Annotated in this window: 18 protein-coding genes; 13 read left to right on the forward strand and 5 right to left on the reverse strand. The window is 51.4% G+C overall.

All coding sequences use genetic code 11. The features are described 5' to 3' along the window. Positions 1–12 precede the first annotated feature (12 nt). From HH215_RS34240 to HH215_RS34260, 5 genes are all read left to right on the forward strand, one after another. Positions 13–1,305: an ABC transporter substrate-binding protein gene (locus HH215_RS34240; protein ID WP_169284000.1), complete on the forward strand. Its 1,293-nt coding sequence runs from the start codon at positions 13–15 to the stop codon at positions 1,303–1,305. A 64-nt stretch (positions 1,306–1,369) separates the two neighbouring features. Next, the gene (locus HH215_RS34245) at positions 1,370–2,062 is read left to right on the forward strand and encodes a hypothetical protein (RefSeq protein WP_169284001.1); all 693 of its coding nucleotides are present in this window, start codon (positions 1,370–1,372) and stop codon (positions 2,060–2,062) included. A 96-nt stretch (positions 2,063–2,158) separates the two neighbouring features. Continuing rightward, on the forward strand, positions 2,159–2,992 hold the full coding sequence (locus HH215_RS34250; RefSeq protein ID WP_169284704.1) for a carbohydrate ABC transporter permease: 834 nt from the start codon (positions 2,159–2,161) through the stop codon (positions 2,990–2,992). Then, positions 2,976–3,830, forward strand: a complete 855-nt coding sequence (locus HH215_RS34255; protein ID WP_169284002.1) for a carbohydrate ABC transporter permease — start codon at positions 2,976–2,978, stop codon at positions 3,828–3,830. The genes HH215_RS34250 and HH215_RS34255 overlap by 17 nt, the downstream gene beginning before the upstream one ends. A 20-nt stretch (positions 3,831–3,850) precedes the next feature. Further along, entirely contained in the window at positions 3,851–5,191 is a 1,341-nt protein-coding gene (locus HH215_RS34260; protein WP_169284003.1) for an FAD-dependent oxidoreductase, read from the forward strand. A 63-nt stretch (positions 5,192–5,254) separates the two neighbouring features. On the opposite strand, the gene mgrA is transcribed toward HH215_RS34260, so the two are convergent. Next, complete coding sequence (gene mgrA / locus HH215_RS34265; protein ID WP_169284004.1) at positions 5,255–6,241, reverse strand: L-glyceraldehyde 3-phosphate reductase; 987 nt, start codon at positions 6,239–6,241, stop codon at positions 5,255–5,257. A 28-nt stretch (positions 6,242–6,269) separates the two neighbouring features. Next, positions 6,270–7,775, reverse strand: a complete 1,506-nt coding sequence (locus tag HH215_RS34270; protein WP_169284005.1) for a glycoside hydrolase family 18 protein — start codon at positions 7,773–7,775, stop codon at positions 6,270–6,272. Positions 7,776–7,984: 209 nt separating this feature from the next. Here HH215_RS34270 and HH215_RS34275 point away from each other — a divergent pair, with 209 nt between their 5' ends. The 8 genes from HH215_RS34275 (at position 7,985) to HH215_RS34310 (ending at position 20,821) form a co-directional block, all read left to right on the forward strand. Continuing rightward, positions 7,985–9,166 (forward strand): ROK family transcriptional regulator, encoded by a 1,182-nt coding sequence (locus tag HH215_RS34275; RefSeq protein ID WP_169284006.1) that lies wholly within the window; start codon positions 7,985–7,987, stop codon positions 9,164–9,166. Positions 9,167–9,327: 161 nt separating this feature from the next. Further along, positions 9,328–10,869: a beta-N-acetylhexosaminidase gene (nagZ, locus tag HH215_RS34280; RefSeq protein WP_169284007.1), complete on the forward strand. Its 1,542-nt coding sequence runs from the start codon at positions 9,328–9,330 to the stop codon at positions 10,867–10,869. A 163-nt stretch (positions 10,870–11,032) separates the two neighbouring features. Beyond that, on the forward strand, positions 11,033–11,896 hold the full coding sequence (locus HH215_RS34285; protein ID WP_169284705.1) for an ABC transporter permease: 864 nt from the start codon (positions 11,033–11,035) through the stop codon (positions 11,894–11,896). 21 nt (positions 11,897–11,917) lie between these two features. Continuing rightward, positions 11,918–12,811 (forward strand): carbohydrate ABC transporter permease, encoded by an 894-nt coding sequence (locus tag HH215_RS34290; RefSeq protein ID WP_169284008.1) that lies wholly within the window; start codon positions 11,918–11,920, stop codon positions 12,809–12,811. 98 nt (positions 12,812–12,909) lie between these two features. Continuing rightward, positions 12,910–14,604: an extracellular solute-binding protein gene (locus HH215_RS34295; RefSeq protein ID WP_169284009.1), complete on the forward strand. Its 1,695-nt coding sequence runs from the start codon at positions 12,910–12,912 to the stop codon at positions 14,602–14,604. Positions 14,605–14,738: 134 nt separating this feature from the next. After that, the gene (locus HH215_RS34300; protein ID WP_169284010.1) at positions 14,739–18,074 is read left to right on the forward strand and encodes an S-layer homology domain-containing protein; all 3,336 of its coding nucleotides are present in this window, start codon (positions 14,739–14,741) and stop codon (positions 18,072–18,074) included. Between the two features lie 115 nt (positions 18,075–18,189). Next, positions 18,190–19,638 (forward strand): DEAD/DEAH box helicase, encoded by a 1,449-nt coding sequence (locus tag HH215_RS34305; protein WP_169284011.1) that lies wholly within the window; start codon positions 18,190–18,192, stop codon positions 19,636–19,638. A gap of 202 nt (positions 19,639–19,840) precedes the next feature. Continuing rightward, entirely contained in the window at positions 19,841–20,821 is a 981-nt protein-coding gene (locus tag HH215_RS34310) for an aldo/keto reductase (protein WP_169284012.1), read from the forward strand. Positions 20,822–21,269: 448 nt separating this feature from the next. Here the strand turns inward: HH215_RS34310 and HH215_RS34315 are convergent, their stop codons facing one another. From HH215_RS34315 to murQ, 3 genes are read right to left on the reverse strand one after another with little or no spacing between them, the layout of a single operon-like run. Continuing rightward, entirely contained in the window at positions 21,270–21,755 is a 486-nt protein-coding gene (locus HH215_RS34315; RefSeq protein ID WP_169284013.1) for a GNAT family N-acetyltransferase, read from the reverse strand. Between the two features lie 23 nt (positions 21,756–21,778). Continuing rightward, the gene (gene nagZ, locus HH215_RS34320; protein WP_174887655.1) at positions 21,779–23,341 is read right to left on the reverse strand and encodes a beta-N-acetylhexosaminidase; all 1,563 of its coding nucleotides are present in this window, start codon (positions 23,339–23,341) and stop codon (positions 21,779–21,781) included. Next, positions 23,338–24,303, reverse strand: coding sequence for an N-acetylmuramic acid 6-phosphate etherase (gene murQ / locus HH215_RS34325; protein ID WP_169284014.1), 966 nt, complete (start codon positions 24,301–24,303; stop codon positions 23,338–23,340). Before murQ ends, nagZ (HH215_RS34320) begins: the two co-directional genes overlap by 4 nt. Between the last annotated feature and the right edge of the window lie 103 nt (positions 24,304–24,406).

A 24,406-nucleotide genomic window follows, 5' to 3' on the forward strand; every position in this document is an offset into this window, starting at 1 on the left:
AGGGGGATTCACGTGAAAAAGACAGGGTTATTGCTCTTATTGACAATGATGGTTGCGTTTACATTCGGTTGCAGCAATTCGGGATCGGAGAGCGGCTCGACGAGCAGTCCGGAAAAATCGGGGGACGTCGAACTGAAGTTCATGATGTGGGGCAACCAAGCCCATATGGACGTTTACACCAAATTGATCGACGGCTTCAAGAAAGAAAACCCGGGCATCCAAGTGACGATGGAATCGGTGCCGTTCGCGGACTATCAGCAGAAGATTTCCGTTCTGGCCGCCGGTAAATCGTTGCCGGATATCGCATGGGTGTCCGAACGGATGGTTCCGCAATTCAAAGAAAACGGAATTTTGGGCGACGTATCCGAATTCAAGGACGATGCGGAATTCAAGCTCGACGACTACATTCCGAGCACGCTCGACCTGTTCCGTGACGGCGATAAGTTGCTAGGTTTGCCTTTCTCTACTCCGCCGATGGTTATGTTCTATAACAAAACGTTGTTCGATAAAGCGAATTTGACGGATCCGAATACTTTGGCTAAGGAAGGCAAATGGACTTGGGCGGAATTCGAGAAGTCCGCGAAAGCGATTACGAACAAAGACGCGCAAAATCGCGTGTACGGCGTTAACTTCTTCCGCGATTGGAAGACGTGGGTGGCATTGTCCTCCTATTCTTGGTCGAACGGAAGCGGGCCTTTCAATAAGGATATCACGGAATTTACATGGAACGACCAATACGGCGTGGAAACGTTCGAAATGCTGGAACGCATGATGTTCACGGATGAATCGCATCCGAAAGCCGGAGAACAAGTCAGCTTCGACGCAGGCAACGTAGGTATGTTCTTCGATGTTTACAGCTACGTATCCAAAGCTAGGGAAATCAAGGATTTCGAATGGAGCATCGCTCCTACGCCATCCGGTTCGCAAGGCAGCGTACCGATGTTGGGCCAAGCGGGATACACCTTGTTCAAAGACAGCAAACATCCGGAAGAAGCGAAGAAGCTTCTGAAATATTTCGCTAGCCAAGAAGGCATTCAAGCGACTTCGACTTTCTTCGTGCCTCCGCGTACGACGGTGTTGAACTCGGACGAATTCATCAATCAGCCTAACAATCCGAGCAAAGAACATATCATTCAGACCGTTATCGACGAAATGCCTAAAGCTCGCATTCTTCCGGGGCATGTACGTTGGCAAAATATCGACAACGCGATCCTGCAAGGGTTCGATAGATTGTTCGGCAAAGTCGTTCCGGCGGATCAAAATTTGAAAACGATCTCCGACGAAGTCAACGCGCTTATGAAGTAATTCCATATTGGACAAGGACAACGGTTCGGGTTCGAGCCGTTTCCTTGTTACAGGAGGCTTAAACATGGCTAGCTTACAAGAAAGTTTGAACAAGCGGAATCTTACGCTGATCGTAAGTCTCCCGGCCAACGACGCGGTTTTAGCCGGAGCTGCGCTGAAAGAAGGAGCCGATGGCCTTAAAGTTCACTATAACGTCGGCCATAGAGCAAGCGGAAACCATTTCGGCCAACTGGACGAATACGAAGCGGTTTTTCGTAACATCCGCGGCCAGTTCGACGGTCCGTTCGGAGTCGTTCCGTCAGGGAGCATCGAAGGCGCTAAACGCGAGGATATCGAACGGCTCGCCCCTATGGGTTTCGACTTCTATTCCATCTACGGTCACCATCTTCCTTCCTTCATGCTGCAAGACCTCGGCTTGGAGAGAACGTTCGCGATCAACGAATCGTCCGATCTTGCTTTGCTGCCTTCGGCGAGTCATTTCGGTTTTACGGCGCTTGAAGCTTCGGTTATTCCCGGATCCGAATACGGAACGCCGTTAAGCTTCGCAGACGTTCTGAAGTATCGTTATCTCGTCGAACGCGCGCGGATGCCCGTACTCGTTCCGTCGCAACGCAAGCTCGTTCCGGACGATATCCGCGCGTTAAGCGACGCAGGTATCAAAGCGGTAATGTTGGGAGCGATCGTCGTAGGCAAGACGGAGGATACTTTACGCAAAGCGGTGGCCGACATTCGCGATGCGATCGATAGATTGACCTAGAAGGCGGTGAACCGGTTGAAAGACAAAAGCAAACAACGAAGAAAAGGACCGCTGACCCGGGAAGCGCAAATTACGGGATGGCTCTTTATCTCTCCGATGGTGTTAGGTTTTACGTTGCTGTTACTGTTTCCAATGGGATTGGCATTATATATGAGTTTTACGGATTGGCCGTTATTGGGAGACCATAAATTCATAGGACTAGACAACTATCAGCACATTCTATCGGATTCCTTGTTCTGGAAAGTGCTTACCAACACCGTCTACTTTACGGTAGGACTCGTACCGTTGAATATTATTCTAGCTCTGCTGCTGGCGCTCCTCTTATCCAAAAACCTACGGGGAATCGGCCTGTTCCGCACCGCGATTTTCGTGCCGGTCATGACCTCTTTGATCGTCTGGTCCATCGTGTGGAAATACATGTTCGCGACCGATTCGGGTTTGATCAATCAGCTTCTCATGGTGTTCAACATTAAGGGGCCGGCATGGTTATACGATACGGATTTGGCGATGCCCGCCGTTATCGTGACGAGCGTGCTGAAGAACGTCGGCCTGAACATGGTACTGTTCATCGCCGCGCTTCAACAGGTTCCAAGATCGTTATACGAAGCTGCGACGCTGGACGGCGCGGGCAAAACGAAGTCCTTCTTCAACGTAACGTTGCCGATGATCACGCCAACGGTATTCCTGACCGTCGTCATGACCGTCATTGGATCGTTGAAAGTATTCGGCCAAATCTTCGTCATGACGCAAGGGGGACCAAGCAATAGCACGAAAGTGCTGGTGTACTACATTTGGGAGAAAGCGTTCAAACTGTTCCAGCTCGGCTACGCCTCGTCTCTCGCGTTCGTGTTGTTCTTCGTCGTGCTCGTATTGACGTTGGTGCAGTGGCAGCTTAGAAAAAGGTGGGTGTTCAATGAAAGCGACGCATAATGGTTCTATTCGTAGATCGTTAGGCACCGTCGGCACCTATGCGACTCTGAGCGTCATATCGTTAATCATGATTATTCCGTTTCTGTGGATGATCTCGACTTCCTTTAAGGAACCGCAGAAGATTTTCACGTATCCGCCGCAATTGATTCCGACGACGTTCAGATTCGAGAACTATGCCGACGTATTCAAGCTCATTCCGTTCGAGTGGTTTTACTTTAACAGCGTCTATATCGCCTTCTTGGTCGTGGGGGGGACGGTATTCTTCGCTTCGCTTGCCGGTTATGCGTTCGCCAGAATCCCGTTCGCGGGCAGAAATTTCGTGTTCTTGATCTTGCTGAGCGCGATGATGATCCCGCATGAAGTAACGGCGATTCCGATGTTCCTGTTCATGCGCGAGCTGGGCTGGATCGATACGCATTTGCCGCTGATCCTCCTTCCGATATTCGGAGCGGGCGGCGTATTCGGCATCTTCGTGATGCGGCAGTTTTTCATCACGATTCCGAAGGAATTGGAAGAAGCCGCGATGATCGACGGCTGCAACCGGTTCCGCATTTACGGACAGATTATGATTCCGATCGCTAAGCCCGGTCTGGCTACCTTAACGATCTTTACTTTCGTGACGAATTGGAACGAATTTTTCGATCCGCTCATCTTCATTAATACCCGTAATTTGATGACGTTGCCTCTGGGTTTGTCCTTGTTTACGGATGAAGTAGGTACGGCGTGGCACCACTTAATGAGCGCGACGGTCATGGCGACCGTGCCGCTATTGATCATCTTTTTCTTGGCGCAGCGCCAGTTTATCGAAGGCGTTGCGATGACGGGGTTAAAAGAATAGACATAGGGAGTGGTTATACAATGGCGAAAATATTGGAAGCGGACGTTATCGTCGTCGGGGGAGGTCCTGCGGGAATTACCGCGGCGATAGCAGCGGGACGGCAAGGCGTGAAGACGATTCTGGTGGAACGGTACGGTTTCGTCGGCGGAATGTCTACGGCGGCGATGGTGTATCCTTGGATGACGTTCCATGCCGATAGCGGCGAGCAGGTCATTAAAGGCATCGCGCAAGAAATCGTCGATCGCCTGCAAGAGCGCGGCGGTTCTCCCGGTCATCTCAGGGACACGGTCGGTTTCGTGCATACGGTGACGCCATATCATCCTGAAATCTATCAAGTGGTCGCGATGGATATGTTACGGGAAGCCGGAGTCAAGCTGCTGCTGCATAGCTTCGTAGACGAGGTGGAAACTTCGGACGGAACGATTCAATCGGTTCGGATAACGACCAAGTCCGGCAAGATGGAATTGAAGGGCAAAGTATTCGTCGACACGAGCGGGGATGCGGACGTTGCTTATTTGTCGGGAACGGAAACCCTTCAAGGACGGGACGGAGATCTTCAGTCGCAGCCGATGACGATGAAATTCAGAATGCGCGGCGTCGATCTGGCCAAAGTCAAACAATACATGATCGACCATCCGGAAGATTTCTATAAGAAGACGCCGGTGAAGGAACTTCCCGAGCTTCCGTTAACGGGCGTGTGCGGCTTCTACTCGCAGTGGAAGGCGGCCGAAGTTCCGATCAATCGCGATCAAGTGCTGTTCTTCACCGGTCCTGCGGATGATGAAGTTCTGATCAACTGCACGAGGGTGCAAGGGCTGGACGGCACGAACGTCGAGGATCTGACGCAGGCGGAAGAAGAAGGCCGGAAGCAGGTACTGATGATGTCGGAGTTTCTGAAGAGAGACGTGCCGGGCTTCGAGAAGGCTTCCATATCGGCCGTCGGGACGCAGATCGGCATTCGCGAAACGAGACGGATCGTTGGCCATTACGCATTGACCAAGGAAGACGTGGTCGCGGGACGGAAGTTCGAAGATACGATCGCCAGAAGCGGATATCCGATCGACATCCACGATCCGTCCGGGAAAGGCGTAACCGCATCTTGGATCGCTGGCGACGGAACATACGATATTCCGTATCGCTGCTTGGTGCCGAACAAGACGCGCAATCTGTTGGCGGCGGGAAGATGCATTTCCACGACGCACGAAGCGTTGGCGACAACGAGGCTGACGCCAAGCTGCATGGCAACGGGCCAGGCTGCCGGTACGGCCGCCGCGTTATCGGTTCTTGCGAACGTAGCTCCTATCGACGTGGATATTCGGCAACTGCAGGATGCTTTGAAGAAAGAGAAGGCTTGTTTATAAGGAAGTGTAAATCCCGCGAAGCGCGCATTTCTGCGCGCTCGCGGGATTGTTGTCTTCATCGGGTTATAAAATGGCGTCAATCGCAGCTAGTTCTTCGGCAGTGAAGTTCAAATTGTTAAGCGCGGCAACGTTTTCCTCGATCTGGCTTACTCTGCTGGCTCCGACAAGGGCCGAAGTCACGCGGTTGCCGCGCAGCACCCACGCGATAGCCATCTGCGCCAACGTCTGACCCCTAGCCGCAGCAATGTCGTTGAGCCGACGGGTTTTCGACAATACGTCGTCGGTAATATGCTCCGGTTTCAGGAAACGAATGCCGCTCCCCGCTCTCGAGTCGCTCGGTATGCCGGATAGGTACTTATTCGTCAGAAGGCCTTGAGCCAGCGGGAAGAACGCGATGCTTCCGATGCCCTCTTCCGCTAGAAGGTCCAACAGTCCAGCTTCTACGGTGCGATCTAACATGGAGTAGGATGGCTGATGGATTAAGCAAGGCGTCCCAAGCTTACGCAAAACGTCGATCGCCGCTTTGGACTCGGCTTCATCGTAAGAGGAAATGCCGACATACAACGCTTTGCCCTGTCGTACGAGTAAATCAAGAGCTCCCATCGTTTCCTCGATCGGGGTGTTGGGATCCGGTCTATGATGATAATAGATATCGACGTAATCTAGCCCGAGGCGCTTTAAGCTCTGGTCCAAGCTTGCCACCAAATATTTTTTGGACCCTTCGTCTCCGTAAGGCCCCGGCCACATATCCCATCCAGCTTTCGTCGAGACGATCACTTCGTCCCGATGGGAAGAGAAGTCCAGCTTAAGGATTTTGCCCAACGTTTCTTCCGAGGAACCGCCGGGCCAACCGTAGTTATTGGCGACGTCGAAGTGGGTGATCCCTAAATCGAACGCTCGTTGAACCATTTCGCGGCAATTGTTAAACACGAAGCCGTCTCCGAAATTGTGCCATAGACCTAGGGAAATCGCAGGAAGCTTGAGGCCGCTCTTACCGCAACGGTTATATTTCATTCCTTCGTATCTGTGCGCGTTAGGTTGATAATTCATTTCGTATTCCTCCAAGGTGATCGATTTGTCAAGGGGTTCCGTTAATCCAATAATCCGCGAACCGTTGCGTTTCGGTTGCATCGTTCATAGAGCCGTCGAACCACCAAACTCCGGAACCGGCAACGCGCGCGCCTTCCATGATCGCGTCGTTAATGGCAATCGAATGGCTTTGCGCGTTCTCGTATGCTTGATGGGAGTCGGAAAGACTGTATTTTCCGGGACCCAAGGGGATAAGGGAGCAAGAAGCCGGCAATGCGCTGCTTATTCGCTTAATGTTCTCTTTGATCGCGAGCTTATAATTCGTCTCGTTCGTCGTAGAGGGGTTGGACGGATAAGGAGCGGAGGCCAAGTCAGCCGTATCGTAATCCATCATGACGATCATATCCAGCAGGGCTCCGAACTGCGCGATTTCGTTATCCGGCATGTAAGCGGCGAAAGGGTTACCGTCAATCGACAGATTCTTGTTCGGACCGATAGCGGTTCTTACTTTCTGAATCAATTCCCGATAATCGGAGCTTGGCGTGCCTGCCGTAACCGGTTCAAAGTCGAGATTGATTCCGTCGAGTCCGTAATAATTGACGAGGAAAGCGCAATGGGCGGCTATCGCATCATGCATATCCGATTTCGAAACCGAAGGCGTATGCAAGACATTGTTGCGGTCCGTAAATGGCAAAGCTTGAACATGCAGCCACTTGTTGCCGTTAACGACACCGATCAATTTCATTCCGGGGGCGTATTGCCGGGATTTGTCGACCCAGTTCTGCAACTCGTCGTAGGCGTACCAACTCATCGTTCCGTCGATCTGCTGGCCGAGAGTGTCCTCGAATTGTCCTGTGGCGGCATCCTTGTCGAAGAAACCGACGTCTATCATTTGGTATTTGATTTTATATGCGTTCATCTTGCCGATTACGTTTTGGATAAAGGCATCGGTCTGGGGCGCCATCACCCATTCCGGATTCGTGAAGGTGACGTTGTTCGAGCGATTGGCATTGTCAACGGTCCAAGCTTCAACTTCGACATAATGATTGTATGCATTGACACTGCTGCCGTTGGAGTAGATTCGGAGGTATCTTGCTTTGACCGGATTAAAGGAGATTTTTTTTCCCGCCGCGGATTCGGCATATTCGGCATCCGTGCCCGCGCCTTGACCGGAGCTGTTATCCGCATCATTGTTAAATATGGTCACGGAGCTCGAGAATGCGGAGCTATCGGATAATTTTACGATGACGTCCTTGTAAGTTCTGCTATCCGCAAAGTAATGCCAGATTGCAATTTTGTTTAAATAATAACTCGCACCGAAATCGATCTGTATGTATTTCTTACCGCTGCCAGCCTCGGTGAACAAATTGCTGTCGTTGCTTAATCCGTCCGTTGAGCGCAAGGCGTTCGTCAACGTTGCGTTAGAGCTGGGAGTTTTGCCTGCGGCAACGTTCTGAGTCGCCGCTTGAGCCGGCCGAATTCCAATCAAACTCGTTGAAACTAGCATCAATGCCATTGCTGCAATTAGAAGCGGCTTAAAAGATAATTTACTCATAAAATCCTCTCCTTAATTTATTTGAACACTGTACTAATTAATAAACTAAACGATTATGATTTCAATTGTCAATGCGGAATAATCACGCGAGGTTGAAACTTTGAGAGATAATGGATATTATTAAAGAGTCCTGATTAATTGTTTGGCGTCTATAGGATTTAGAAACGGTTAACTAGACTAGCGATGCAACACTGAAAGGAAAAATAGCTATGAAAGCACAAAAAGGCAATCTTCAGTTAATGAAAAAAATCAATTGTTCTCTTATTCTGCATATGCTGCTTCGGAACGGAAGCCTATCCCGGGCCGAAATCGCCCAAAGATCCAAGCTTAGCGCAACGACGGTATCTACTTTGGTGGACGAATTAATCCAGCAAAATCTCATTGACGAAGTCGGCGAGAAGTCCTCTCCCGGAGCGGGACGTAAAGCGATCGCATTGGAAATCAGCCGCGATAAAGGGTATATCATCGGCATTTCGCTTGGGAATAATGAATTTCATAGCGCCTTATTAAACTTTCGAAACGAAATCGTCTATGAATTTAAGTCGGAGGTCGTTAGAGGAAAAGAGGCCGTTTTGAAGTTCATGGTGGAGACGATTAACCGGCTCTTGGAATCGGAGATCGTTAAAGATCCGCTGCAAATCAAAGGAATCGCGATTTCCACGCCAGGCGTCATTAACGATACCGGCGAGATTATCTTCAAATCTACGCTGCTTCGGATCGATAATCTGGAAATCAAGAGACTGCTCCGAAGAGAGTTCGACTATCCGGTTATTGTCGTGAACGATACGAAAGCAGCCGCCTACGCAGAATATTTCGTCGGGAACGTGCGATCGGAAAGCCTCTTTTTTCTATCTATGGATACAGGGATCGGCATGGCGCTTGTCATCGACGGGAAGGTCCATTCGGGATATGGAGGACTGGCCGGCGAGATCGGGCACATGTTGATTGATCCTTACGGTCAAAGATGCGAGGATTGCGGACAGATCGGATGCATTGCGATGGTTCTGACGGAGCCCGCCATTCTGGAACATGCCCAACTATTGGCGAAGCAGCGTAAGTTGGAACGGATTCCGCTTACGTTCGACGAGTTGTTAGAGAGGTACGAGGAAGGGGAGGCATTGGCAGAAGAGACGATATCCAGAGTCAACTATCTTCTTGTCCATGCGCTTTCCGTATTTATTAACTTTATTAGCCCCGAGCTTGTCGTGCTGCACGGCTGGATCCGGGATTCCGATAAATTCGTCGGCCAATTAAAAAAGGGGCTCGCGGAGTTTCCGTTCCCGTTGCCTTTTGACGAGAATAGAGTCGTTACCGCAACGTTCGGCGACAAAAACTTTATTATCGGCGCATCGACGCTCATGCTGCATAAAGTGTTCGAGGATTACTTTTAATAAGGATCAGGTGCCTTTTTCGCCAGTGGCGAAAAAGGCGCTTTTTTTATGTTGACAATACCGCGAAGAGGATGTAAATTGATTTTATAATTAATTAGTAAAGAGTACGAATTAATTAAGCGAAGCAAAACATCCTTTGTGCATTCGGAAGGGGAACGAAAATGAAAGCGTTATCGCTGGAGCAAAAAGTAGGGTTAATGTGCGTGGTGGGGATGCCCTCCAAAGTGGTAACGGATGAAGTGAGATCGACCTTGTCAAAGCTACGCTATGGGGGCTTGGGGTTATTCCCGCATAATTTCGATAACGAAAGCCAGCTCAAGAAAATTATCGCGGATCTTAACGAGTGGTCCGAATCGAATCCTCGGGGACTTAAGCCTTTCATGATCGGTATCGATGAAGAAGGCGGTTCGCTGGCGAACTTCACGGAATTTTACGCGGACGTACCCGGCAATCGGGCTCTTGGTCTTGCTAAGAATCCCCGGCTTGCCTATGAAAGCGGCCGACTCATCGGTAGTCAGCTTAATCATCTAGGTTTTATGTTGGACTGGGCTCCTGTTCTGGACGTTAACTCCAATCCGCTTAATCCCGTTATCGGAATACGCTCCTTCGGAGAGGACCCGAATCAGGTCGCGATATACGGAGCCGCATTCATTAAAGGGATGCGACGATCCGGAGTCGCTTGTACCGCCAAGCATTTTCCCGGACACGGGGATGTCGCGGCCGACTCGCACGTCGAGATGCCTTCTTGCGACTTAACGTTGGAACAATTGTACGAGCAAGCGCTGCCGCCTTTCATTGCCGCTATCGAAGCGGGAGTCGATGCGATAATGACGGCCCATATCTTATTTCCGAACATCCCGCAATCCGGATCGCTGCCGGCTTCCCTGTCTCCGTTTTTCATCGAACATCTGTTGAGGGACGAATTGGGCTTCGAAGGCGTAATTTGCACGGACGACATCGAGATGCAGGCGATTAAAAACAATTACGAGCCGGAGCAAATCGGAGTGTTAGCCGTTCTCGCCGGGAATGACCAGATTATTATGTGTCATACGCGGGACTTCCAAGAGAAAGTGCGCGCGGGTATTATCGAAGCGGTTAGATCGGGCGCCATTTCCGAAGAGCGAATCGACCGATCCGTTGAACGGATACGCAAGATGCAGGAAGCGATGGAGCACTACCGGGACAATGCGAATCCGATTCCTTCGAACTTATGGGAAGCCCACGCGGCTGAGATCGCGGAAGCCTCTATCGTCGTGCACCGCGATCCGGCAGGACTGTTGCCTCTTGACGGCCGGAAGTACGTTATGGTTATTCCGACGATGGAGAGGCTTACGCAAGCCGATACTACGTTCGATAAGAAGTTCATGCTAGAAAACTACTTGGGCGATCAGGGAATAGGAGTCGAGACGATTCGGATTTCGATGAATCCGACAGAGCTGGAACAGCGCGTAGTCGAGAGCAGAATCGAACAGGCGGACGCGGTTATCCAGATTACGCGCAACGCCCATATTTTCACGAACCAACTGGATTTAGCGAATATTTGCGCTAACCGGAAGCCGCATATTTGCCTCGTGCTCAGAAATCCGTACGATGCCGACAGCTTACCCGAAGCCAGTTCCGTCGTGTTGATCTGCTCCTCCGGAGACGGAAGCATGAAGGCTTTTGCGAAGAGATTTTCGGGCGCGCATGTTAACATTAAATAGGAATTTTTAATAATAAGGACACTGTACAAATAAAAAGTTAGCTGTTAAAATGAGGTAGAAAATTCATCGATGAGATACGAACCGAAAACGGTTACAATTAGGTGTAACTGGAGGGGGAGCCCATTTGAACAAACGGTTACGCAGGCAAATAGACATTCAATTGATGGTCGTTCCGGCAATCCTGTTTATCTTAATCTTTAGCTATATTCCGATGTATGGCACATTAATGGCCTTTCAAGATTACAACATTTTCAAAGGGTTCTGGGAGAGTCCCTGGGTCGGCTTTAAACACTTTGAAATGTTCTTTCATTCGCCGGACTTCTGGCTGGTCATGCGAAATACCGTCGTGATCAGCTTGCTGAAGCTCCTCATCGGATTTCCCGCGCCGATATTGTTAGCGCTTATGCTGAACGAAGTCCGAAAGATGGCATTCAAGAGAATCGTGCAGACGATCAGTTACTTGCCGCATTTTATGTCTTGGGTTATCGTTGCCGGATTCACGATGTCGATGTTATCCACCGACAACGGAAGCATTAACATCCTTCTCCAGAAAGTAAATTTGATCGACGAGCCGGTTAACTGGTTATCGACGACGGAGTATTTCTGGGGAATCCTGATCAGCGCGAACGTATGGAAGGAAATCGGCTTCGCATCGATTATTTACTTGGCGGCGATCTCCGGCGTAAATCCGGACATGTACGAAGCCGCATCGATTGACGGCGCCGGCAAGCTGAAGCAGATGTACCTGATTACGATTCCCGCCATCATGCCGGTCGTTATCATTTTCTTGATCCTGGCCATCGGCAACCTGCTTTCGGCGGGCTTCGAGGATATTTTGTTGCTGGCGACGAATCCGGCTCTCAGAGAAGTCTCGGACGTGCTGGACACTTACGTGTATCGGGTCGGAATCAAGAGCTCGAGATTTTCGTACGCAACCGCGGTAGGCTTGTACAAAGCGATCATTAGCATCGGATTGCTAACGGCTGCCAATCTCATCGCCCGTAGAACCGGAAACAGCTTATGGTAGAACAAAAAGCGAGGGTTGTCGATGAAATACAGTTTAGGTGATCGCGTCATGTCGGTGACGATTCATGCGTTATTGGCTTTGCTTGCTTTCGTTACTTTTTATCCGTTCTGGAATGCGCTGGTCATATCGTTTAACAGCGGGTTCGATACCTCCCTCGGAGGCGTCACGTTCTGGCCTCGGGCTTTTACGCTTGAGAATTACGATATCGTGTTCCAAGACAGCCGGATCACGAACGCGTTCTTCGTCTCGATACTGAGGACGGTTGTCGGCACGTTTCTATCGATCGTATTTACGGCGGTGTTCGCCTACGGGATGACCAAGCGAGAGCTGTACGGCCGCAAGGTGTATATGATTATTGGACTCGTCACGCTGTATTTCTCGGGCGGGCTCATTCCTTCCTATATGCTCATCAGAGAGATCGGGTTAACCAATTCGTTCTGGGTTATGGTCATCCCGGGCATCATCAGCGTCTGGAACATGATCATATTCCGAACCTTCTTCCAAGGCTTACCCGTTGGGTTGGAAGAATCGGCGAAGATCGACGGCTGCGGGGATTGGGGAACGCTATTCCGGATCGTGCTTCCGTTGTCCGGTCCGGTCATCGCGACGCTGTCTCTATTCACGGCTATTTATCACTGGAACGATTGGTTTACGCCAAGTATCTACATTACGAGCGAGAAATGGCTGCCGATTCAAACGATGCTTAAGCAAATCTTAAACGCGAATATCATGACCGAGCAGATGGCTCAACTCGACTCCGCCGCGCAGAACGCCATGGATCAGATGAAGAACGTTACGACGAAATCATTGTCGATGGCGACGATGATGGTGGCGACGCTGCCGATCGTCTGCGTCTATCCGTTCGTACAGAAATACTTCGTTAAAGGCGTATTGATCGGTTCGATGAAAGAATGACCGCTTGGTTCGACCAACGGTAACGTACGATGTTTGAAGCCGCTCGGCTTATAAACATATATGGATGTATTTATATATTCGAGAGGGGATTACAGAGAATGAAGAAATGGGTATTGACTTCGGTCGTTGCAATGCTGATGACCACTGCCGCGCTCACGGGTTGTTCCTCGAACAAAGAGACGACGAACGGCTCGCAACCGGCGAGTTCGACTGGCAGCGAGCCGAGCGAACAAGCAAGCGGGCCCGCATCTCCAAGCGAGTCCGCAACTGTAGGCGGCAATGCATTCGTATTAGGCTCGGAGCCGTTGGAATTTTCCTTCTACGGCAATTACGACTGGTATACGACCCCGCCATGGGGAGGAGATCCCTCGACGAAATGGATACAAGAGACTAAGAAAGTAAACGTCACGGCGGTTCAATCCGGCGGCGACGCGGCCACGAAGTACAATATGATGATTGCGTCCAACGAACTGCCCGACGTCATATGGACGGAAAGAGGACCCGACGTCGAGAAGCTGCGCGAAGCCGGAATGCTCGTCGCATTCGACGAATACTTGGATAAATATCCGAATTTGAAAAAATCGTTGGGCGAAGCCGGAATCAACATGTTGCGCTCCTCCGACGGCAAGCTCTATCAGTTCCCTAACTGGTACACGAGCAAGCCGAACGGTAACGCGGGTTATGTAATCAACAAGAAGATTTATCAAGAGCTCGGTTCCCCGGCATTGGATACGACGGACGATCTATATAACTATCTAAAGCTGGTTAAAGAGAAGTTTCCGAAGGTAATTCCTCTCGAAATCGGATTGGGCTCTCAAGGCGACGGATTAGAGGTTTTATTCTCTGCTTTCGGCGAGGACTACCAGGTCAGGTATCTTGGCCTCCGCGGAGTTCCGAAGGATAACAAGCTGTCGTCGATTTTCAAGGATCCGGCTTTCCGCGAGTCGCTGCAATACTCAAGCAAGTTATTCCGCGAGAAACTCATGACTCAGGATGCGATGACGCAGACGGCAGATCAAGTGAAAGAGAAAGTGTTGAACGGACGAGTTGCGGTGTTCGCATCGATCAGTGCAACGAAATATAGCGACCCGGGTAATGCGAACCTGAAGAAACAAGATCCGGAAGCAGGCTATTTCATGGTGTGGCCGATTCATAAAGCCGGGTTGGACAAAAACAAGATTTGGCCGGGAACCTATAACCAATTGGGATGGAACGTAAGCGTCATTACGAAGGCGGCGAAAAACCCAGAAGCGATCTTCGCGTTCCTGGATTGGTATACCGGACCGGAAGGACAAAGCGTAAGCATGTGGGGGCCTCCGGGATTGTATTGGGATGGCTTCAACGAAGACGGAACGACGAAGTTCACGGACAAGTACGCGACCGACATCGAAGGACGCGACAAGCTGATGTCGTCGATTACCGATTTCCAATGGGCGGCCGATACGGTATTCATAGATACTTCGAAAGCGAAATTCGAGATGACATTGCCTGAAAACCAGCGCAGTTGGTCAACGGAGCAACAGACGAACATTACATGGAAAACTCAATCGGACGCAACGCAGTTCATTAATATCGATCCGATGCCCGAATCCGAGGAAGGCATCATCGCTAAGCAAATCGACGATTTGTTCAAGCAAGTTCGCGCGAAAGCGATCATGGCGAAGAGCGACGAGGATGTACTGGCGATCTTGGATAAAGCAGAGAAGGATGCTCAATCGTTAGGCTTAAATAAGCTGCTGGAATACTTCACCGTGAAATGGCAAGAAAACGTGAGTAAAATGAACAATAACTAAAGGTTTGGCTTAAAGGCTGCCGGCAAGTCTTAATAGACGGGCGGGCGGCCTTTACTCCCCAAGATACAAATACGGAATCGAACGACGATAAAATGAAAGCGCTAACATATATTATTGAAGCGGAGGGATTAATCATGCTATTAAAGAGATCTGCGACGCTGTCGTTAAGCTTGCTACTGATCATCACGATCGTCTTATCATCCGCGACTGCGTTCGGAGCTGCTTCCTCGGACATCGGGGGCCATTGGGCGGAACGGCAATTATCGGAATGGAAGGCCAAAGGTTATTTGAAGGGATATCCGGATGGGACCATGAAGCCGAACGAGGAGGTGACGAGGGCGGAATTCGTTACGCTCGTTAACAGATCGTTCGGGTTAACGGAAGCGACGCCGCTTACGTACAAGGATGTGACAAGCTTCGGCTGGTTATCCGCCGAAATCGGTAAAGCGGTCAAAGCAGGTTATATCGGCGGCTATTCGGACAATTCATTCCGCCCGCATAACAAACTAAACCGCCAAGAAGCGGCAAAGGCAATAAGCAGTTTATTGAAGTTGGATACGTCAACGGTTTCTTTAAGCAAACTCGACGATTTCAAAGACAAGAAGTCGATCGCATCGACTAGCAAAGCGGCCGTAGCGGCCGTTGTGGCCAAAGGCTTAATGAAAGGATTCGTCGACGGTACTTTTCGCCCTGAAGGCAATATCACCCGAGCAGAGGCAGTCGTGCTGTTGAACCGTGCGCTTAGCGTCCATGGCACTTCCAATACGACGTCCGTGTATGACAAAGCGGGAATATACGGCCCTGACAAAGGAAATTCGACGATTAACGGCGACGTTGTCATCGTTACTTCGGGCGTAATCTTACGCAACACGACGATTACCGGGAACCTGATTTTCGCGGAAGGAATCGGAGACGGGGAAGCGACGCTTGACGGCGTCACGGTTCAAGGCACGACTACCGTTAAAGGCGGAGGCGAGAATTCGATTCATTTCAAGGATTCGGTATTGCTAACGATCGTCGTAGATAAAAAGGACGGTAAAGTACGGATCGTGGTAGAAGGTTCTACGACGGTGACGAAAGTGATCGTCTATACGTCGGTTACGTTGGACCAAACCGCGGCGACGGATGGCGGGATCTTGAATGTTGAAATGACTAAGGAGCTCCAAGCGAAATCGAAAGTGACGCTGATCGGGCATTTCGCAAGCGTCGAGGTGTATGCGAAGTCGATCGAGGTTGATTTGTTGAAGGGTCTAATCGATCAGCTCAACGTGCATAAGGATAGCGGGGACATTACGTTTAACTTGGCCCAGAATACCGAAATCGCCAGGCTCGTGTTAGACGCAGTCGTGAAAGTTATCGGACTTGGAACGATCGTTAGCGCCGAAGTTAACAATGAAGCGAAAGGTACGACCTTCGAGACACCGCCGAAATCGATCAAAACTCCGTCTTCGGCTTCATCTGGATCGACGTCGCCATCGGTAACACCGCCAACGACGCCTCCGGTGAAGCCGGAAGTGCCTGTTAACGTGGCATTTGGCAAAGCGCTAACGTCCAATGCCACGTTAATGGACGAGGCGTTTGCCACGGATGGGAAAATCGATAATACCGATCTATTAACGGAAGCCGAATCCGGCTTAAAGTACATCCAGATCGATTTTGGAGGCAGCCATACGATCAAATCGGTCTATTTGTGGCATTACTTCGGCGATGGAAGAACTTATCATGATGTCATCGTCCAGCTATCCAACGATCAGAACTTCGCCGAATACACGACGGTGTTTAATAACGATTCGGACAATACCGCCGGTTTAGGCGCGGGGACGGATGAAGAATACGCCGAGTCGGACGAAGGAAAGGCGATTGCCGTATCCGCGGTAAAAGCAAAGTACATGAGAATTTATTCTAACGGAAGCACGAAACGAAACGGAGCCGACAGCCCCTATAATCATTACGTAGAAGTAGAAGCTTGGACGACGGCTGCTAGACCGACGTCTCCGCCGGCGCCGATTCCTTCGCCTATCGTTCCGAACAACGTCGCTGCGGGGAAGAGCATCTCCTCTAACATTAGCGTGACGGACGCGGTTTACGCGACGGATGGAACGAGCAATGACACCGATCTGTTAGCGGATGTCGGAGCGGGCTTGAATTACATCCAAATCGATTTCGGTAGAAGCTACGATATCAACGCGGTTAATCTCTGGCATTACTATGGCGACGCGCGCACCTATCAGGACGTCATCGTCCAGCTATCCAACGATCCGAATTTTGCCGCGATTGAAACGACTACCGTATTCAATAACGATTCCGATGGATCGGCAGCGCTAGGGGTAGGCTCGGATGCCGAGTACGCGGAGTCAAGCGCAGGCAAGGAAATCAAATTTAACGCAATTAACGCGAGGTATATCCGAATGTATTCTAATGGAAGCACGAAGACGAACGGAGCCGTAACTCCGTATAATCATTACGTAGAAGTACAGGTTTTCGCGGAAACGCCGGCTTATCGGACGAATAACGTCACCTTCTTGAATCCCGACTGGGTTGTCTACCCGCAGACGGATAGATTCATACAGAATACGGTCAATAAAATGACTTCTTTCCAGATCAAACACCAAATGATCGACGTCGGATTTTTCGATCGGGTCGCGAATACGGCGACTTTCGAAGATACGATTGAAGGCGGCGCAATCGACGGCACGCTTGATCCCAATGCGTACAAAGAATTACGACACTGGATCACCGTATCAAGGGCAACGAATCCGTATATCAATCTAATCGGCGCGATAAGCGGCAACAGCTTTATGCACGTTCAGAATTTGCCGTATACCGATCGCAAGGGAATCGTCCATACGCCTACCATCGATAAGGCGACCATGCATGATAGAATCGCGGCGAAAGCGAAATATTTGGTGGAAACCTTCGAGCTTGACGGAATCAATATCGATTTTGAACCGCTCAGATCCGGAGCATCGGCGAACGATTATTTAGCGTTGATCAAGAAGGTGAGAGCGGCGATCGGGCCCGACAAACATCTCTCGATATGCGGAAATCCGTTTCCGAAGTATATGCCGGACGAAGAATTAACCCGATATGGAGAAGTGTTGGATATGATTATTATGATGGACTACGATACGGGCGCGGACCCATCGGACGATTTAACCGCACCGTGGCCGGCAAATCCGTATACGGTCGATGAAGCATCGTTCTTGTCGGCCATTAAAGATAACACGATACGTATCAGTGAAGCATTAAGCGGAACGGATTGCGTATTCATTCCGTTAGGTCCCGGCAGATACGGATTGAACGACTATCACCGCGATTACGAGAACGCCCGGAACCATTCGATAGCGGTAAACGAAGCGATTGCCGAAGGCGCAGTGGTCGGCGGTTCTGGCGTATGGTGGTGGGAACAGACGAAAGACGACGAGGAAGAAAAGCAGCAGTTTATCGACTATTGGATTAACGGTAATTGATACGATAGAGGCCCAGTAATGTTATTCTCCTGAAGTGCCGCATTGCTTTCGTATCGCTCTATCGTCTAAGATTAGCTCGTGAGCAATAGAGTAAACACGAGCAGAGGCGAAAAAGATGAGCGAGCAAACTTTCAGCGATTATAAATTAAGCGAAGAGATTATTAGGGCGTTGGCGGGCTTAGGTTTCGAGAAGCCGACGGAAGTTCAGCATAAAGTGGTGCCGATCGCGCTGGAGAAGCGGGATTTAACGGTAAAATCCCGGACGGGGAGCGGCAAAACCGCCGCGTTCGGGATACCGGTGTGCGAGATGGCGGAATGGGAAGAGAATAAGCCGCAGGCTTTGATCTTAACGCCTACGCGCGAATTAGCCGTGCAAGTCAACGAAGATATCACGAACATCGGCAGATTCAAGCGGATTAAAGCGACCCCTCTGTACGGGAAAGAATCTTTCTCCAAGCAAACCGCCCAACTGAAGCAGAAGACCCATGTCATCGTAGGTACGCCGGGCCGAGTGATGGATCATATCGAGCGAGGTACGCTCGATTTGGAGCTTATCCGTTATCTGGTCATCGATGAAGCGGACGAGATGCTCAGCATGGGGTTTATCGAACAAGTCGAGAAGATCGTGCAGAAACTTCCTAAGGATCGAGTGACTTTGTTATTTTCCGCAACGTTGCCCAAGGATGTGGAGAAGCTCTGTCACAAAATCATGAGAAATCCCGTGAATATCGAGATTGCTGCGGCACCCGGAGAGACGAATACGTTAATCGACCATTCCGTGATCGCGGTGAAGGAAGGGGATAAGCCGCAGTTGCTCTTAAACCTCCTCGTCGTAGAGATCCCGGACAGCTGCATCATTTTCGGACGTACCCAGGAGCAAGTGGATAGGGTTTATCAGCAATTAGACCGACTAGGGTTCAGATCCGGAAAAATTCATGGAGGCATGGAGCAAGAGGATCGGTTCAGGGTGATGAACGAATTCAGGAAAGGGGCCTTCCGTTACCTGGTCGCGACGGACGTGGCGGCACGCGGGATCGATATCGATAATGTCACGCACGTCATTCATTATGATCTACCCCAGGACGCCGAAGGCTACGTTCATCGTTCGGGTAGGACGGGGCGCGCAGGCAAGGCGGGGAAAGCGATCAGCTTCGCTACTCCGAGCGAAGATAAATTCCTGGCGAATATCGAAGGGTACCTAGGATTCGAAATTCGCAGAAGGAAGATGCCGTCCAAGGAGGAAGTATCGCTCAGACAGGCCGCTTTCGACAAGAAGATGAGCATTCAGCCAACGATAAAGAAAGATAAGAACGAACAACTGAATAAGAGCATCATGAAGCTCTATTTCAACGGCGGTAAGAATAAGAAGCTGAGGGCGGTCGATTTCGTAGGTACGCTTGCCCGAATCGAAGGCGTAACGGCGGAAGATATCGGCATCATTACGATACAGGACAGCGTGACGTTCATCGAAATTCTTAACGGCAAAGGTCCGCATGTCCTAGAGATCATGAAGACGACTACGGTTAAAGGCAAGCAATTGAAGGTTCAGGAAGCGAGAGAGTAATTGTCTATCAGGTAATGAATCAAATAAGCACTGTGTACTATATCTCATTGGTTCGGCAGACGGAACAGAACGCCACTATCGATGATGTTCGAATGGAATAATTCTATTTGAAAACACATCAATAAGAGCTTTTATTTTGATGGATGGTATACTTAAGCTCTAACAGGCGTTGAACCATTCTTATTAAAGGGGCGTACGAAAAATGGAATACACGAAGCTGGGACGTTCGGGTTTGCGGGTAAGCCGGTTGTGCTTGGGAACGATGAATTTCGGCGTGGACACGGATGAACAAGAGTCGTTCCGCATTATGGACGCGGCACTTGACGCCGGAATCCAATTTTTCGATACGGCCAATATTTACGGCTGGGGCGAGAACTGCGGCAGAACGGAGGAAATTATCGGTCGTTGGTTCGCCCAAGGCGGAGGGCGTCGCGAGAAAACGGTACTGGCTACCAAGTTCTACAACGACATGCACGATCCGCTCGACGGCCCCAACAGGGTTGAAGGACTTTCTTCCTACAAAATGCGCCGCCATCTAGAAGGTTCGCTCAGACGACTGCAAACCGATCATATCGAGCTCTATCAAATGCACCATATCGATCGCTCCGTCGTATGGGAGGAACTGTGGAGCGCATTCGAAAATGCGCAGCAGCAAGGCAAGATCGGGTACGTAGGATCCAGCAATTTTGCCGGTTGGGATATCGCATGGGCGCAGGGGAAAGCGGAAGCCCGAGGGAATCTGGGCCTAGTGTCCGAACAGTCGAAATACAACCTGCTATGCCGTTTGCCTGAGCTGGAAGTGCTGCCTGCTTCTCAAGCGCTTGGCTTGGGTATCATCCCTTGGAGTCCGCTGGACGGCGGTTTGCTGGGCGGAACTGCGCTGAAGCTCGACGCCGGACGCCGATCCGGCTCCGATAAGGCGCGCATTGAAAAGCTTCGGCCACAGTTGGAAGCGTACGCGAAACTCGCGGCCGAGCTCGGCGAGACCGAGGATATCATTTCGCTCGCGTGGCTGCTGCACCAACCTGCCGTAACCGCGCCGATCATCGGCGCTCGAACGCTCCAGCAATTCGAACGCAGCTTGCGCGCGCTGGAACTTAAGCTCGATGTCGTCACGCTTGCCCGCATCGACGAAATTTTCCCGGGTCCTGGCGGGGACGCTCCGAAAGCGTATGCCTGGTAAGTTTCTATAGCGATGAATGGAAGAAGAAAAAAGTGTGGGTGTCTCAGCGAGCGTTTGGAATTCTAACGGAGCTGGATGCCGCTATTTTGACGAAAATGAGCATGTGTAAGTTTTTACGGAGCTACATGCCGCTATTTGTGTCCAAACGGCTGAATTTCGACGAATTATCGGCAAATAAGAGCGCTCATTTCCGTTACACTTTGAAATGCCCCTTTTTTAGAAAAATAAGGGCTGTGGGTTCCGTTAGAGTTATTCGGTCCCGAAAGGGCGGAACCGGAAAGATCAGCCCGAAAGGGCGTGACCAGCTTCCTACTATGCAGATAACCTGATTAAAATCAATGTTATCGGAGCAACAAAACTTTGTTCGACAAAAAGAAGCGATTCCCCTTCTGCCGGGGACGATCGCTTCTACTAATTTTAGGTCGAAAAGTTCGGCTCGTTGCCGGCTTTACCTGTTTTTCGCGCCGAGAAAATCCCGGTAAATCCCCGGAGTGGAATCCGGAATCCGAACCGCTCCGACGGCTTTCTCGTAAAATTCGGCAGGTCCGACGCCTCCGATGATCGCGTAGACGTAGCCGGATGATTCCCTCATGCCATAGAGGCTCTTGAGCAGCAGCGCTTTGCCGATGCCCTTGCCTTGTTCCGAATCCAGCACCCGAGTGGGGCCGAAGAAATTCGGCGCCGTAGCTTCGTAGCAGGCATAGCCGAGGATGTCCGCGCCCCGGGTGGCCAAGTAACAGGTAACCGGCATTCGGGAAAAGCAGACGTCGGCTTCTCCCGCGGCGTTGCGGCTGGAATGCTGCGCTACCCACTCGATGACGCGGAGCTTATCCGGGGCGAGCGCTCGGTGTATGCGGATGCCCTCTTGCTCTAGCCTAGCGAGAAGCTCCTCTTGGGGGGGAAGCTTCAATAAATTGACGAGCATATCTGCCATGTATCGTTCACTCCTCGATAGGATTATTCAGACAATACGGTGACGGTCGGTTTGCCTACAGCTTCCGACTTGCCCTGAAGCACGTTCGTGACGGCGTCGAAAATATGGGCGGTATATTCGTAAGCGGCCAGCGACCAGATCGGCGGGTTCAGATGTCTCAGGTCGTAAGGATTCCGCAAGGCGACCGCGATAACCGGGACGTCACCCGTGGCTAAACGGTTCACCAGTTCCAACTGACCCCGATAGAGATGGCCGTTGTAGGTTCCGACGACGATGCAACTGGCTCCGGTCGTTCGGGCGACGATCGCCGCGATTTCGTCTTCCGTCGGATCCGAAGGCGTGACCTCCGCGCGACCTCCCAGCTTCTCCGCCATATAGGCGGGGAAGGTTAACGGATCGTCGGCGAGATTGGACACCTTCGTCGCTCGGAAAACCGCACATCCCAGAAAACACGGACTATCGCCCAGAGGAGGAAACCGCCCGTCTGGCACGCGGATCGGCGTTAACGTCCTTTCCAGCAGCTTGCGGTTCGCTTCCGCGTGGGCCGCGCTGCCGACGATCGACGGATCGGCGGTCGGACGGTCCAAATATTTCTTCTTGAGAGAGGAGATGCGCTCAAGCGACCGTTCCCACTCCGCTTGGTCGATTTCTCCCGTCTCCAAAGCTTCCCGGATCGCCTCCGCGGAAGCGGCGGCCAAGGAGGCGGTGTGGGAGACGAGCAGCAGATCGGCCCCGGCTTTGGCGGCTTCGACCGTTCCCTTCACGGTGCCGAAGGAGTGCTGAATCGCCTTCATCTCCATGCAGTCCGTCATGACTAATCCCTGGAAACCCATCTCTTCCCGCAGCAGCCCGGTCAATATTTCCCGGGACATCGTCGCCGGCCGCTCCGGGTCCAGCCGAGGAAACACGATGTGGGAAGACATGATGGCCGGAATTCCGGCATCGATAGCGGCCTGGAAAGGCGCCAGCTCGATTTTGCGAAGCTCGTCCATCGTTTTATCCACGACGGGAAGCGCCAGATGGGAATCCACGCTCGTATCCCCGTGTCCCGGGAAATGCTTCCCGCAGCTAAGCGCGCCGCCGTCTTCCAATCCCCGCATCATGGGCAAGGCGAAGCGAATGACCGTCTCCGGCTTCTCCCCGTAACTGCGAACGCCGATGACCGGGTTCGCGTCGTTGGAATTGACGTCCAGCACGGGCGATAAGTTGAAATTGACGCCGAGCGCCCGAAGCTCCAGCGCGGTCATCCGTCCGGCCGCGTAGGCGTTATCCGGATCGCCCGTCGCGGCGATGGCCATCGCTCCGGGTATGCGGGTTGCGTCTCCGGGCAGACGGGAGACGGCTCCGCCTTCTTGGTCGATGGCGATAAACGCGGGCTGGCCAGTCTCCTCTCGCACCAGTTGCTGAATATCCCGGCATAACTCCCTCAACTGCTCCTTGCTTGTAATATTCCAAGCGAACAAGATCACGTTGCCGATTTTCCGCGTTTTTACTAGGTCGATAAAAGCATCATCTAGATGGGGGCCGTCAAATCCCGCCATCATTCGTTGTCCGATCTGACAAGTAAGAGATAGGTTAGTAATCATTGCTTGATCTCTCCATCGGATAGCTCGCCATCGATTTCGCTTCCTGCGGTCAAGGTTCCTAATCGGCTGCGGATCGCTGCCTTGAGTCTGCCTTCGTTCAGCTCGAGCAGCGTTGTCGCTTCTCCGAAATCCGTACCGGTCTCCAGCATCAGAATGGCGGTCTTCACGTGCAGCCCGGCTTTTTTTAACGTATCGGCGGCTTGCTGCTCGGAGACGCCGGTCACCTCGCGAACGATGCGGATAGAGCGGTCGTAGAGCTTGCTGTTGCTTGCTTTCAAGTCGACCATCAGATTGTTGTAAACTTTGCCCAACTTGATCATGACGCCGGTCGTAAGCATGTTCAGAACCAGCTTCTGCGCGGAACCGCTTTTCAGCCGAGTGGAGCCGGAGATGACTTCCGGACCGACCACGGGAGCGATACAGACATCGCACAGATCGCCCAGCAGGGAATTTTTGTTGGTGACGACGCCCACGGTCGCTGCTCCGATCTCCCGGGCTTGGCGAATGGCGCCCAGCACGTAAGGGGTGGAGCCGCTAGCGGTAATTCCGATGACCACATCCCCGGCGCCAACGCCCTTCTCCCGGATCAACAAGGCTCCGCTGTCCGCGTCATCCTCGCAGCCTTCCACGGCGGTTCTGAGGGCGGTATCTCCTCCGGCGATGTAAGCCTGTACCAGCGCGGGATCGGTTCCGTAGGTAGGCGGACATTCGCTGGCGTCTAGCACGCCAAGCCGTCCCGAGGAACCGGCTCCCACGTAGAACATTCGCCCTCCGTTTTTAAGCGATTTAACCAATAAGTCCACCGCGTCGGCGATCGCGTCGATCTCTTGGCGGACCGATACTGGAACGCGCTGATCTTCTTGGTTCATCAAGAGCAGCATTTCCCGCGTGCCGGACTCGTCGATAGTCGAAGTCGCGGGATTGTTCATTTCCGTTGTCAATTGCGCGAAGTACGAAGTCATGATTCATCCATCCTTTTCTGGACGCGATAGAGGTTTGATTCTGTCGAACGCTCTGCGTATAATGAGTATAATTTTCCTTTTCTTTAAAAATTGGAAGCGGGTG

It is taken from the genome of Cohnella herbarum, assembly GCF_012849095.1.
Classification (GTDB): Bacteria; Bacillota; Bacilli; order Paenibacillales; family Paenibacillaceae; genus Cohnella; species Cohnella herbarum.

Coding starts and splice junctions, on each gene's coding strand:
- HH215_RS34255 (WP_169284002.1), top strand. CDS start 2,976: ATGAAAGCGACGCATAATGGTTCTATTCGTAGATCGTTAGGCACCGTC.
- HH215_RS34290 (WP_169284008.1), top strand. CDS start 11,918: ATGAAATACAGTTTAGGTGATCGCGTCATGTCGGTGACGATTCATGCG.
- nagZ (WP_174887655.1), bottom strand. CDS start 23,341: ATGATTACTAACCTATCTCTTACTTGTCAGATCGGACAACGAATGATG.
- HH215_RS34245 (WP_169284001.1), top strand. CDS start 1,370: ATGGCTAGCTTACAAGAAAGTTTGAACAAGCGGAATCTTACGCTGATC.
- murQ (WP_169284014.1), bottom strand. CDS start 24,303: ATGACTTCGTACTTCGCGCAATTGACAACGGAAATGAACAATCCCGCG.
- HH215_RS34285 (WP_169284705.1), top strand. CDS start 11,033: ATGGTCGTTCCGGCAATCCTGTTTATCTTAATCTTTAGCTATATTCCG.
- HH215_RS34270 (WP_169284005.1), bottom strand. CDS start 7,775: ATGAGTAAATTATCTTTTAAGCCGCTTCTAATTGCAGCAATGGCATTG.
- HH215_RS34250 (WP_169284704.1), top strand. CDS start 2,159: ATGGTGTTAGGTTTTACGTTGCTGTTACTGTTTCCAATGGGATTGGCA.
- HH215_RS34305 (WP_169284011.1), top strand. CDS start 18,190: ATGAGCGAGCAAACTTTCAGCGATTATAAATTAAGCGAAGAGATTATT.
- HH215_RS34310 (WP_169284012.1), top strand. CDS start 19,841: ATGGAATACACGAAGCTGGGACGTTCGGGTTTGCGGGTAAGCCGGTTG.
- HH215_RS34315 (WP_169284013.1), bottom strand. CDS start 21,755: ATGGCAGATATGCTCGTCAATTTATTGAAGCTTCCCCCCCAAGAGGAG.
- HH215_RS34260 (WP_169284003.1), top strand. CDS start 3,851: ATGGCGAAAATATTGGAAGCGGACGTTATCGTCGTCGGGGGAGGTCCT.
- HH215_RS34300 (WP_169284010.1), top strand. CDS start 14,739: ATGCTATTAAAGAGATCTGCGACGCTGTCGTTAAGCTTGCTACTGATC.
- HH215_RS34295 (WP_169284009.1), top strand. CDS start 12,910: ATGAAGAAATGGGTATTGACTTCGGTCGTTGCAATGCTGATGACCACT.
- HH215_RS34275 (WP_169284006.1), top strand. CDS start 7,985: ATGAAAGCACAAAAAGGCAATCTTCAGTTAATGAAAAAAATCAATTGT.
- mgrA (WP_169284004.1), bottom strand. CDS start 6,241: ATGAATTATCAACCTAACGCGCACAGATACGAAGGAATGAAATATAAC.
- nagZ (WP_169284007.1), top strand. CDS start 9,328: ATGAAAGCGTTATCGCTGGAGCAAAAAGTAGGGTTAATGTGCGTGGTG.